13 protein-coding genes are annotated in these 11,485 nt (G+C 72.1%); 6 read left to right on the top strand and 7 right to left on the bottom strand.

Annotated elements, in window-relative coordinates; genetic code table 11:
* Positions 1 to 23: 23 nt before the first annotated feature.
* Positions 24 to 533 carry a YbjN domain-containing protein gene (locus tag AB0958_RS14650; protein ID WP_366890769.1) on the bottom strand — a complete coding sequence of 170 codons (510 nt, stop codon included), beginning with the start codon at positions 531 to 533 and terminating at the stop codon, positions 24 to 26.
* Positions 526 to 1,776, bottom strand: coding sequence for a D-inositol-3-phosphate glycosyltransferase (mshA, locus tag AB0958_RS14645; RefSeq protein WP_366890786.1), 1,251 nt, complete (start codon positions 1,774 to 1,776; stop codon positions 526 to 528). The genes AB0958_RS14650 and mshA overlap by 8 nt, the downstream gene beginning before the upstream one ends.
* Positions 1,777 to 2,057: 281 nt before the next feature.
* Between mshA and AB0958_RS14640 the strand changes: the two genes are divergently transcribed.
* From AB0958_RS14640 to AB0958_RS14630, 3 genes are all read left to right on the top strand, one after another.
* Positions 2,058 to 2,852, top strand: coding sequence for a class I SAM-dependent methyltransferase (locus AB0958_RS14640; protein WP_366890767.1), 795 nt, complete (start codon positions 2,058 to 2,060; stop codon positions 2,850 to 2,852).
* A 194-nt stretch (positions 2,853 to 3,046) separates the two neighbouring features.
* Positions 3,047 to 4,165, top strand: a complete 1,119-nt coding sequence (locus AB0958_RS14635; protein WP_366890766.1) for an NlpC/P60 family protein — start codon at positions 3,047 to 3,049, stop codon at positions 4,163 to 4,165.
* A 264-nt stretch (positions 4,166 to 4,429) separates the two neighbouring features.
* Positions 4,430 to 5,740, top strand: a complete 1,311-nt coding sequence (locus tag AB0958_RS14630; protein WP_366890765.1) for a fused response regulator/phosphatase — start codon at positions 4,430 to 4,432, stop codon at positions 5,738 to 5,740.
* Between the two features lie 51 nt (positions 5,741 to 5,791).
* Here AB0958_RS14630 and AB0958_RS14625 read toward each other — a convergent pair whose 3' ends face one another.
* The 3 genes from AB0958_RS14625 to AB0958_RS14615 form a co-directional block, all read right to left on the bottom strand.
* The gene (locus AB0958_RS14625) at positions 5,792 to 6,142 is read right to left on the bottom strand and encodes a DUF2516 family protein (RefSeq protein ID WP_366890763.1); all 351 of its coding nucleotides are present in this window, start codon (positions 6,140 to 6,142) and stop codon (positions 5,792 to 5,794) included.
* A gap of 118 nt (positions 6,143 to 6,260) precedes the next feature.
* Entirely contained in the window at positions 6,261 to 6,905 is a 645-nt protein-coding gene (locus AB0958_RS14620) for a hypothetical protein (protein ID WP_366890762.1), read from the bottom strand.
* A gap of 77 nt (positions 6,906 to 6,982) precedes the next feature.
* On the bottom strand, positions 6,983 to 7,420 hold the full coding sequence (locus tag AB0958_RS14615) for a helix-turn-helix transcriptional regulator (protein ID WP_366890761.1): 438 nt from the start codon (positions 7,418 to 7,420) through the stop codon (positions 6,983 to 6,985).
* Positions 7,421 to 7,566: 146 nt separating this feature from the next.
* Between AB0958_RS14615 and AB0958_RS14610 the strand changes: the two genes are divergently transcribed.
* Positions 7,567 to 8,106 (top strand): NUDIX domain-containing protein, encoded by a 540-nt coding sequence (locus AB0958_RS14610; RefSeq protein WP_366890760.1) that lies wholly within the window; start codon positions 7,567 to 7,569, stop codon positions 8,104 to 8,106.
* Positions 8,081 to 8,677 carry a nucleotidyltransferase family protein gene (locus tag AB0958_RS14605; RefSeq protein ID WP_366890759.1) on the top strand — a complete coding sequence of 199 codons (597 nt, stop codon included), beginning with the start codon at positions 8,081 to 8,083 and terminating at the stop codon, positions 8,675 to 8,677. Before AB0958_RS14610 ends, AB0958_RS14605 begins: the two co-directional genes overlap by 26 nt.
* Before the next feature lie 138 nt (positions 8,678 to 8,815).
* On the opposite strand, the gene AB0958_RS14600 is transcribed toward AB0958_RS14605, so the two are convergent.
* Entirely contained in the window at positions 8,816 to 9,934 is a 1,119-nt protein-coding gene (locus AB0958_RS14600) for an NAD(P)/FAD-dependent oxidoreductase (protein ID WP_366890758.1), read from the bottom strand.
* Positions 9,935 to 9,987: 53 nt separating this feature from the next.
* On the opposite strand from AB0958_RS14600, the gene AB0958_RS14595 reads away from it, so the two are divergent.
* A complete protein-coding gene (locus tag AB0958_RS14595) occupies positions 9,988 to 10,680 on the top strand; it encodes a TetR/AcrR family transcriptional regulator (protein ID WP_366890756.1) in 693 nt (230 codons plus the stop codon).
* Positions 10,681 to 10,722: 42 nt separating this feature from the next.
* Here AB0958_RS14595 and AB0958_RS14590 read toward each other — a convergent pair whose 3' ends face one another.
* A complete protein-coding gene (locus AB0958_RS14590; protein ID WP_366890755.1) occupies positions 10,723 to 11,448 on the bottom strand; it encodes a class I SAM-dependent methyltransferase in 726 nt (241 codons plus the stop codon).
* Between the last annotated feature and the right edge of the window lie 37 nt (positions 11,449 to 11,485).

Genomic DNA, 11,485 nt, shown 5'->3' with positions numbered 1-11,485 from the left:
ACTACGAAAGAGTCGTGCAGAGGTCAGTCAGCGGGGCGTTCGATCAGATGAGTGAACGCGTCCAGGTTCCGCGTCGACTCGCCGCGCGACACCCGCCACGCGTACTCCTTGCGGATCGAGGAGGCGAAGCCCATCTCCAGGAGGGTGTTGAAGGCGCCGTCCGCGGCCTCCAGGACCTGGCCGAGCAGGCGGTCGATCTCGTCGGCGGTGACGGAGCCGAGCGGGAGCCTGCCGGTGAGGTAGACGTCGCCGAGCCGGTCGACGGCGTAACTCACGCCGTACAGCCGCAGGTTGCGCTCCAGGAGCCAGCGGTGCACGGCCGGTTCGTTCTCGTCGGGGTGGCGGATGACGAAGGCGTTCAGGGAGAGCGAGTGACGGCCGACCAGGAGCGAGACGGTGGTCTTCAGCTTGCGGGTGCCGGGGAGCTGCACGACGTAGGTGCCGGACTCGGGGCTCGCCCACTCCAGTTCGGCGTCCTTCAGGACGCCCTCGATGACCTGCGCCGCCCGCTGTTCCTGTGAAGCATCACCCATGGGCCGAGCGTACGCGACGGCGGTGGGACTGGGTCGCGGCCAGGTAGACGTCGGCGGTGGCGGCGGCCGCCGTGTCCCAGCCGAAGCACCGGGCGTGCCGGGCGGCGGCACTGCCGAAACGGTCCGCCAGGGACGGGTCGTCGGCGAAACGGCTCAGCACGCGCGCGTACTCGGCGGGATCGTGGCCGCGCACCAGGAAGCCGGTCTCGCCGTCCCGTACGGCCACCGGCAGCCCGCCGACGGAGGCGGCCAGAACGGGGGTGCCCGCCGCCTGCGCCTCTATCGCCACCAGGCCGAAGGACTCGCTGTAGGAGGGCATCACGAGGACGGAGGCGGCCCGGAACCAGTCCGCGAGCCGCTCCTGCCCGACCGGCGGCCGGAACCGCACCACGTCCGCTATGCCGAGCCGCGCGGCCAGCTTCTGCAGGCCCTCCGGCTTGGCGAGGCCGCTGCCGCTGGGGCCGCCGACGATCGGCACGACGATCCGGGAGCGGAGTTCGGGGCGCTCGTCGAGGAGGACGGCCACGGCACGCAGCAGTATGTCGGGGGCCTTCAGCGGCTGGATGCGGCCCGCGAAGAGCGGGACCAGGGCGTCCTGCGGGAGGTCCAGGCGGGCGCGGGCGGCCGCGCGGCCGTCGGCGGGACAGAACCGGTCGAGGTTGACGCCGGGGTGGACGACGGCGACCTTCGCGGGGTCGGCGCTGTAGTGGTGGACGAGTTCGTCGGCCTCTTCGGAGGTGTTCGCGATCAGCCGGTCGGCGGCGGACACGATCTGGGTCTCGCCGATGACGCGGGCGGCGGGCTCGGGGGTGTCGCCGTCGGCCAGGCTGGCGTTCTTGACCTTGGCCATGGTGTGCATGGCGTGCACGAGGGGGACGCCCCAGCGCTGGGCGGCGAGCCAGCCGACGTGCCCGGAGAGCCAGTAGTGCGAGTGGACGAGGTCGTAGTAGCCGGGGCGGTGGCCGGCCCAGGCCTGCATCACGCCGTGCGTGAAGGCGCACAGCTGGGCCGGGAGCTCCTCCTTGGCGAGCCCCTCGTAGGGGCCGGCGTCCACGTGCCGCACGAGGACGCCCGGGGCCAGCTCCACGGCGGGCGGGAGGCCGCCGGCGGTGGCCCTGGTGAAGATCTCCACCTCGATGTCGATCGCGGCGAGGCGCTGCGCGAGCTCCACGATGTAGACGTTCATGCCGCCGGCGTCGCCGGTGCCGGGCTGGTGGAGCGGCGAGGTGTGCACGGAGAGCATGGCGACGCGGCGGGGGCGGCGGGAGCGCAGGAGCCTGCTGACGTACTGGCTCACGTGGCGGTCCTCCTTGTGCGGGCATGCCTTCGGGAGGACGTGGGGGTCCTCCAGGTCTGCAACAGCGGGGCACGGGTTCCCATTCCGGGGGAGGTGAATTTTACCTACGTATTACCTGACGTCGCTCAACCGTTCGAGGGCGGGGTGCGTGAGGGTCGGGGCGCGTGAGGGGGGCGGAGGGGGGTGGCGCGCCTTCTGCGGTTGCGTCACTGTTTACCCTCTTGGTCATGACCGCCCGCGCCCTCTCCCGCCCGGTGGGAAACGTGACGCGCGGGACCACCAACCCCAATCGGTTGCGCCGTATGGACCGGTGGATCGCCGCCGTCCACGGTGCCGAACTGCGGCGCGCCCGCGACCCCCTGGCCGTCGACCTCGGGTACGGGGCCGCGCCATGGACCGCCGTCGAGCTCCTCGGGCGGCTGCGGACCGTCGCGCCGCGCGCGCGGGTCGTCGGGGTCGAGATCGAGCCCGCGCGGGTGGCCGCCGCGCAGCCGTACGCGCGCGAGGGGCTCGCCTTCCGGCACGGCGGGTTCGAGATCCCCGTCCCCACGCGGCCGTTGCTCATCCGCGCGGCCAACGTGCTGCGGCAGTACGACGAGGGTGAGGTCGCCGGCGTCTGGGAGCGGCTGTGCGCGCGGCTCGCGCCCGGCGGGCTGCTGGTCGAGGGGACCTGCGACGAGATCGGGCGGCGCCACGTGTGGGTGGCGCTCGGGCCCGGCGGGCCGCGCACGGTGACCTTCGCGACCCGGCTGGGATCGCTCGACCGGCCGTCGGACCTCGCCGAACGGCTGCCGAAGGCGCTGATCCACCGCAACGTGCCGGGGGAACCGGTGCACGCGTTCCTGCGCGACTTCGACCGCGCCTGGGCGGCGGCCGCGCCCTACGCGTCGTACGGCGCCCGGCAGCGGTGGATCCGGGCGGTACGGGACCTCACGGCCGACTGGCCGGTGACGGACTCGGCGGTGCGCTGGCGGCAGGGGGAAGTGACGGTGGCCTGGGAGGCGTTGGCGCCGACGGCCTGACGGGGCGGCCGACGGGACGGCCGGGAACGATCACGGTGAGTCGTACGTCACACAGGCGGGGAGATCGTCATGTCCGGGGGGAAACCGGGGAGGAACCCACCTGCCGTCACCTCTGTCGCTTTGCGGCGCCCCGTGGCACGATCCTCCCCGTATCGCATGTTACTGACGGTTAATCAGTTTTTTGGGGGCGGGACATGGGACCGGACAAGCACTCCGTCCGGCCGGGTGGGCGCGGGATCCTGGCGACGGCGGTGACGGTGGTCTGCGCGGTGACCGTACTGACGGCACCCGGCACGGCGTTCGCGGCACCGGACCCCACGCCCTCCCCGAGCGCGTCCCAGGGCGTGCCCCCGAGCCCCCCGGCGACCCTCCCGCCCGACAAGGACCTGGAAGCGGTACAGCGCAAGCTGGACGACCTCTACCACGACGCGGCCGTCGCCACCGACGCCTACAACGCCGCCGAGGAGGCCGCCCAGAAGCAGTCGGCCCAGATCGTCGACCTGGCCAAGAAGATCGTCAAGGGGCAGCAGAGACTCGACCAGTTGAAGCAGCGGGCGGGCCGGGCGGCCGCCGCCCAGTACCGCACCGGCGGACTCCCGGACACCGCCCAGCTGATGCTCAGCGACGACCCCTCGGAGTTCCTGGACGGGGCCGGACGGGTGCTCCAGGGCGAGCGCGCCACCAAGGCCCTGATCAGCGAACTGACCCGGACCCAGCAGGACTTGAAGCAGTACGCGGCGGACGCGGCCGACCAGTGGAACAAGCTGGAGGCCGGACGCAAGGCCAAGGCCGCCGCCAAGAAGAAGATCACGGAGCGGATCGCGGCCGCCGAGAAGCTCCAGTCGACCCTTCAGAAGAAGCAGAAGGAACGGCTGGCCGAGCTGGAGCGGCGGGCCGCCTACCAGGCGCAGACCGCCTGGCTGGACACCGGGATACTCGGCGAGATCCACGGCAAGGCCTCCGCGGCCGGCGAGAAGGCGGTCGCCTTCGCCACCGCCCAGATCGGCAAGCCGTACGTGTGGGGCGCCGAGGGCCCGGACTCGTACGACTGCTCCGGACTGACCTCGCAGGCGTGGGCGAGCGCCGGGAAGCCGATCCCGCGGACCTCGCAGGAGCAGTGGAAACAGCTCGAGCACGTCGACGTGAAGGACATGCGCCCCGGCGACCTGATCATCTACTTCGACGACGCCAGCCATGTCGCCCTGTACATCGGGGACGGCGCGATCATCCAGGCCCCGCGGCCCGGACGGACGGTGTCGATCGGGGGCGCCGGGACCATGCCGATCCTCGGAGTGGTGCGCCCGGATGCGTAATGCCCCTTTCGTGAGCTGTGTCATGTGACCCGGCCCACGGCAACGCCCCGCTCAAACCCGGGCGGCACGTGACCTTCGTCATCCCCGTTCCACCGCCCTCTCGCCCAACTGCGGTACGGCACACGGCATATGACATCGGTCTGAGACCGAGCGACGCGGCTCACACCATTCCGTTGCGGCGGCGAGTACCGCTAGGGTCCCGGTCGGTGGGGTCGAGTCCCTCGTCCCACCACGCCCTCGGGGGGAGGGAAGGAACCCGACACGATGCCCGTACCCGTACCGCGGCAGAGAGCGATCCCGGCCGTGGAGAGTGGTCAGGCGCCGGCCGCAGTGCCCGCACAGGACGGCGGCCCCCTCAAGGAAGAGGCCAACCGCACGGAAGCCGTCGCGCCGAACGCGGGCGGCACCACTCTCACCCTGCTGCTGATCGAGGACGATCCGGCCGGCTCGCCGATCCTGCCCGAGCTGCGCGACGCGTCCGGCACCTCGATCCGTATCCGCACCGCCCGCAACCTCACCGAGGCCGAGCGGCTGCTGACCGACGACGTCCACTGCATCCTGCTGGACCTGGCGCTGCCGGCGCCGGGCGGCAAGGACACGGAGGGCGAGCTGGCCGTGCTCAAGCACGTGCTGGAGCTCGCGCCCCGCCATGCCGTCCTCGCGCTCACCGCCTCCGGCGACGCCGAGCGCGGCACCGAGGCCGTGCGCGTCGGCGCGCAGGACTACCTCTTCCGGGACGAACTGGACGGACGGCTGCTGAGCCGCGCCATCCGGTACGCCGTCGAACGCAAGCGTTCCCTCACCACCGAGCGCAAGCTCGCGGAGGGGCGGATGCGGGCGCAGGAGAACCGGCGCCTGGAGCGCGGCCTGCTGCCAACGCCCCTGCTGGACGGCTCCTCGCTGCGGTTCGCCGCGCGCTACCGCCCCGGCCGCTCCCGGGCCCTGCTCGGCGGCGACTTCTACGACACCGTGCGCACCCCCGACGGCACCGTGCACGCCATGATCGGCGACGTCTGCGGGCACGGCCCCGACGAGGCCGCGCTCGGGGTGGAGCTGCGGATCGCCTGGCGGGCGCTGACCCTGGCGGGGCTGTGCGGGGACGAGCTGCTCGGCACGCTCCAGGAGGTGCTGGAGCACGAGCGCTCCGACGAGGAGATCTTCGCGACGCTCTGCACGGTCGACATAGCGCCGGACGGGCGCCGGGCGGGCCTGTGCCTGGCCGGGCATCCGGCGCCGCTCCTCGCCCGGCCGGGCCGGCCGGCCGAGCTGCTGCCCTACGACAACAACGGCCCGGCGCTCGGGCTGCTGAAGGGTGCCCGGTGGCCCCGGACGCAGGTGGAGCTGGGGGCCGAGTGGAGCCTCATGCTCTACACCGACGGGCTGATCGAGGGCCGGGTGGGGGCCGGCGGGGAGCGGCTCGGGCAGGAGGGGATGGTCGAGATGGTGCGGCGGCAGCTGGACTCCGGGCTGACCGGGGAGGCGTTGCTGCGGGCGGCGGTGAACGAGGTGCGGCAGCTCAATGGGGGTGAGCTGACCGACGACGTGGCCGTTGTGCTGCTGGATCGAGGGGTTTGAGAGCGACTGCTCGCCCTTTGGGGCGCGCCCCGGCGGGCGCGCCCTGAACGGTCAGCGGCCGCCGTTGTACGGGCCGTACGGGCCGTCGCTGCTGCTGCCGCCGCGGCGGCCTCGCCAGCCGCCACCTCCGCCCGAGACCTGCTTGACCGCGGGCCGGACGTCGACGATGTAGACGATGCTCGCCACCACGCCCGCGATCGGGAGGATGGAGAGGATCGAGAAGAGGTAGCTGACGACCAGGGCGATGGCCAGGATGATCAGCCAGAAGATCTTGTTCTGCTTGTCGGCCGCACGGAAGGCGTCCTCACGCCGGAACGCGGCGTCGAACAGCCCGAACGCCGCCAGCGCCATCAGGACGATCTTCAAAATTCCCAGGAACCCCGCGAACCCCAGCATCAGCATGCCGCCACCACCGTTCCTTCCCGATCCCCGATCCCCGCTCCCTACGCGGCCACCGTACCCGTAGAACGGGCCGGGCACCCTCAAGGTGCCCGGCCCGCTCACAGCGCTGATACGGCCCTTACTTGGCCGGCGGGGTGGTCTTCTTGGCCGTGGGGGTGGCCTTGCGGGGCGCCGGGGCCTGGACCTTCTTGGGGGCGGCCGGGGCCTTCTTCACGGCGACCGGCTTGGCCTCGGCGGCCTTGGGCTCGTCGGCCTTCTTCGGCTCCTGACGGGTCTCGACCGGCTCGGGCTTGCCCTCGACGACGATGGCGAGGTCCTCGATCTCCTCGGCGGCCTCGCCGCGCCAGGTCTTCACGGCCTGCTCGCCGTGCTCGGCGACCTTCTCGTAGGTCTCGCGGGCCTTGACGGCGTACTCGGCGGCCACGCCGACCCCGCGCAGGGCGAAGTCCTGGGCGGACTCGCCGAGCTTCTTCAGGTCGCCGTCGAGGGAGACGATGAAGTCGTTGACCCGGGTCTGGAGGGTGGCCTGCGCCTCCTTGGCCTTGGCACCGGCCTCCTTCGCGCGGGCGGCGGCCTTCTCCTGCACGGCCTTCGGGTCGGTGTTGCGCACGGCCTCGATACGGGCCGGGGCCTCGGTGCGCAGCTGCTCGACCAGACCGGGGACCTTCTTGGCCTGCTGGAGGGCCAGGTCGGCGGTGCCGGCGGCGAAGTAGAGCGGGGTCGGGTCGCTGAGGGTCTTGCGCAGGTCGTCGGTGATGGCCATGGTGATGGTCCTCCCGTATTAAAGTTCGGCTGAGGGTTTTGTGGTCCGCGGCGCGGCGGCCGGCGCGCTTGGCCGGCTCATCCGGCCGTCCGCCGGGGACCGGTTGCACTGTCGTTCTCGCTGTCGTTCTCGGTCCTGGCACCGCCGTCGACGGCGTTCTCCGCCCCGAAGCCGTTCTCCTTGCGGAACGACTCGTAGATCTGCAGGAGCACCTGCTTCTGCCGCTCGTCGAGAGTGGGGTCGGCGAGGATGACCGCGCGGGTCTCCACCTCGTTCAGATCCCGCTCGGCGTCGAGGATCCCGGCGCGGACGTACAGCGTCTCGGCGGAGATCCGCAGCGCCTTGGCGACCTGCTGGAGCACCTCCGCGCTCGGCTTGCGCAGCCCGCGCTCGATCTGGCTGAGATACGGATTGGACACCCCGGCGGCGTCGGCGAGCTGCCTGAGCGACAGCTGCGCGTTGCGCCGCTGCTCGCGCAGATACTCACCGAGATTGCCGACGTTGAGCGATGCCATGCCTCCACCGTGCCCCACCCTCGCTAACAATTGCAAGCACCTGCTTGCAATAGTGCGCCGTGTCATACCCGGATGGCCGCTGAGGCCGAGCACGGGAGCTGGTGTCCGGTCGCACGTAAGCGGCTTTGTCGGTGGGCTCTGCCAGGGTGGGCGTCGTGGACGAACGGGTGGAGCGTGTCGATGATCAAGATCGCGTGCTGGGGGTGGTCAGCCGTCGGGAGGCCGTCCGGGAGGGTTGGCTGCATCGGGTCGCCGTGACGGTGTGTCGTGATGATCGTCGCCGGATTTTCGTCCACCGACGGTCGGAGCAGGTGGCGCGTTTCCCCGGCCTCCATGAGGTCCTGGTCGGCGGCGCCGCACATGTCGGCGAGTCCTATGAACAGGCCGCCGCGCGGGAGCTGGCCGAGGAGCTGGGCATCCGTGTGCGGCCGCGCCTGCTGTTCACGTTCGTCAACCGCAGCGGCTCGAGCCCTCACTGGCTCGGCGTGCACGAAGCCGTGGTGCCGGACGCCGTGGTCCCTGATCCCGATGAGATCGCCCGGCACTGTTGGCTGACGGAGGCGGAGCTCGGCTCGGCCCTGTCGGAGTGGCGCTTCACCCCCGACAGCCACGAAGCCTTCAGCCGGTATCTCGCGTTCCGTCGTGATGGGGGGAGTACGGATGTTCGGTCGACTCCCGCTCGTTGAGCAGCTCGACGGCTTGCGGTCGGTGCTCTCCCGGAACGAGGTTCTGATCGACGTGATGGCCAGGGCGGCGACCTTGGAGTTGCCGGGCTGGTACGTGACGGCGGGCTGCCTGTTCCAGACGGTGTGGAACGTGGTCACCGACAGGCCCGCGACCAGCGGCATCAGGGACTACGACATCTTCTACTTCGACAGCACCGATCTGTCCTGGGAGGCGGAGGATGCCGTGATCAAGGCGGGGCGGGAGGTGTTCGCCGGGCTGCCGGCCGAGGTGGAGATCCGCAACGAGGCCCGTGTGCATCTCTGGTACGAGCAGAAGTTCGGCGTGCCCTGCCCGCCGCACGAGTCCACCGAGGCGGCGATCGATTCCTTCGCCGCGACGACGTGCTGTCTGGGGGTGCGGCTGGAGCCCGACGGCGAGTGGCGTGTCTACGCGCCCCACGGGCTCTCCGACGTGTTCGACCTTGTGGTCCGGCCCAATCCGGTCCTTGCCCCGCAGGAGGTCTATGAGGCCAAGGCAGCGCGCTGGAGGAGCGAGTGGCCGGAGCTCACCGTGCTGCCGTGGCCGGGCTGAGGCCGATGCGCGGCGGTCGAGCAGATCATCGCCCTGCTCTCGGTGCCACCGCCGACGACACGCAGGGCCTTCTCCGGCACGTCGTCATCGAGGTCGGTCGTCGTCACGCTCGTATGTGTACACGGCCAAAACGGACGGTCAGGACGGCTGGACGCCGTCGAAGAGGGCGACGGCTGCGGCGGGGTCCGGGCTCAGCAGGCGTTCCAGGCCTGCCGTCGTGATCTGCGCCCACCTGCCGGCCCGTTCCCACATCCGTTCCTCGAAGGCGCGGACGGTGTCGTCCAGGTCTTGGGAGCCGGTGGCGAGGGACTCGGCGAGTTCGGCGCCTTCCAGCAGGGCGAGGTTCGCACCCGCCCCCAGTGGGGGCATCAGGTGGGCGGCGTCGCCCAGCAGCGTCACCCCGGGGACATGGGTCCACGTGTGGGCCACGGGCAGGACGTGGAGGGGGCGGTGGACGAACGCGGGGCCGTGCCGGAGGAGGTCGAGGACGGGGGCGGCCCAGCCGTCGAACAGGGCCAGCAGACTCGCCCGCACGGCCTCGGCGTCGGCCAGGTCCAGGTGCGCGTGCCAGTCCGGCTCCGCGCGGAACTGGGCGTACACCTTGACGTGGCCGCCGCTGTTGCGTTGCGCGACGAGCTTTCGGTGCACGCCGTACACGGCCAGGGAGCCGTCGCCGACCAGCCGGGCGAGGTCGGGGTGGCGGATGTCGACGTCGTCCAGCGAGGTCTCGACCGTGGTGACGCCGGTGTAGTGCGGCGTCACCGGCGAGACCGCCGGGCGGGTCCGGGACCAGGCGCCGTCCGCGCCGACCACGAGGTCGAACGTCTCCTGTCGCCCGTCCGCGCAATGGACCACCGCGCCGCCCCCGGCCCCCGGCACCACCCGCGTCACCTCCCGCCCCCACTCGACGTCCAGGGGCCCCAGCAGCAGGTCGCGGAGTTGCCCGCGGTCGATCTCGGGATTGGCCAGGTCGTCCGGTCGGGGCCGCCAGTCGCGCAGGACGGTCCCGTCCGTGTCCAGGATGCGCATGGCCTGCCCCTCGGGACGGGACAGCGCCTGGAACTCCGCCAGCAGGCCCGCCATGTCCAACGCGCGCTGCCCCAGCCCTTCGTGCAGGTCCAGGGTGCCGCCCGGGGGACGGGCGTCGGGCGCGGGATCGCGTTCGAGGACGGTGACGGGATGGCCGTGGCGGTGCAGGACGCGGGCGAGGGCAAGCCCGCCGGGACCGGCCCCGATCACTGCGATGCGGTGTCTCATGTCGATACACTGTATTGGGAAGGTACGACGTATCGCAACGGTACGGTGTGTCCATGACTGTGTGGGACCGGCCCGAGCCGCCGACTCGACCTGTGCCCCTCGACCGGGAGCGGATCGTCGCCGCCGCCGTCGCGCTGGCCGACGAGGGCGGTCTCGACGCGGTGTCCCTGCGCAAGGTGGCCGCCCGGCTGAACGCCGGCCCCATGCGGCTGTACGGCTACATCTCGACCAAGGAGGAGCTGTTCGACCTCATGGTGGACGAGGTCCAGGCCGAGATCCTCACCGAGGAGCAGCCCGCCGACTGGCGGGAGGCGCTGGGCACCCTCGCCCACCGCACCAGGCGGACCGCCCTGCGGCACGAGTGGCTGGCCGACCTGCTCGGCGGCCGCCCGAGTCTGGGCCCCAACGGCCTGGCGGTGACCGAGGCCACGCTGGCCGCCCTGGACGGCCTCGCCGACGTCGACACCGTCATGCGTGCCGTGGAGACCGTCAGCGCCTACGTCACGGGCGCGATCAGGCGCGAGATCGCGGCCCTGCGGGCCGAGCGCGCCACCGGCCTGTCCGATCGCGAATGGCAGCGGGCCCACGGCCCGCACGTGACGCGGATGCTGGCCACGGGCCGCTTCCCGGCCCTGGCCAAGGCCGTGCACGACGGCACCGACGTGGACGCCGAGACGACCTTCACGACCGGCCTGGAGTGGGTCCTCGACGCCGTGAGCACCAGACTCGACCGCCCACCGGTGTGAACGAACACCCCGCCGTCCGTGAACCGGGACCCGGGCCCCGGTTCACGGGCGGCGGGCGATGAAGACGTACTCCCGGCCCGGGCGGTCGGGGGCCTCGCGGACGTCCTCCACCACGAACCCGTGGGCTGTCAGGTCCGCCTCGGCCTCCCGGCGCTCGCGGAAGCGCAGCGTGGAATCCGAGGTCAGCACCAGCCCGTCCGCGGCGAACGCGTACGTCCAGCGGAACGTCACCAGCGGCTCGCGCACCTCGACCAGCTCGACCCAGCTCTCGACGGTGCCGGTGCCCGGGATCTCCGTCACGCGGTACGACGACTCGCGGTTCCACTCCTCCCAGGCGCGGCGGCCCGGCACCCTGGTCTCGAACACCAGGTGCCCGCCGGGCCGCAGGGCGTCGTAGGCGCCCCGCAGGGCCGCCCGCCACGCCTGCGGATCGGCGATGGCCTGGGCGACGTTGCCCGTCATGGTCGCCAGGTCGGCCCGCAACGGCGGGAGTGCGGTGGTGTCGCCGCAGATCCAGGCCACGCGCTCGGCGCCCGGTTTGCCGCGGGCCACGTCGAGGGACGCCCGGGCGGGATCGACGCCCACCACCTCGGCCCCGCGTTCGGCCAGCAGCAGCGCGAACACCCCCGTCCCGCAGCCGATGTCCAGCACCCGACGGACCTCGAACTCCTCCGCCAGCCGGAGGTACGGGTCGAGATCGCCGCGGTCGGGGTCGAGGGCGTCGTAGACCGCGGCGAGGCGCGGATGCCCGTAACACTCGTCAGCCATACGGCCGAACGTACCGGTGAACGGCCCCGCCGGGCCG

This window comes from Streptomyces sp. NPDC006655 (assembly GCF_040703965.1).
Classification (GTDB): domain Bacteria; phylum Actinomycetota; class Actinomycetes; order Streptomycetales; family Streptomycetaceae; genus Streptomyces.
The sequence above is the reverse complement of the archived record's forward strand: the minus strand, read 5'-3'. Positions and strand labels throughout refer to the sequence as shown.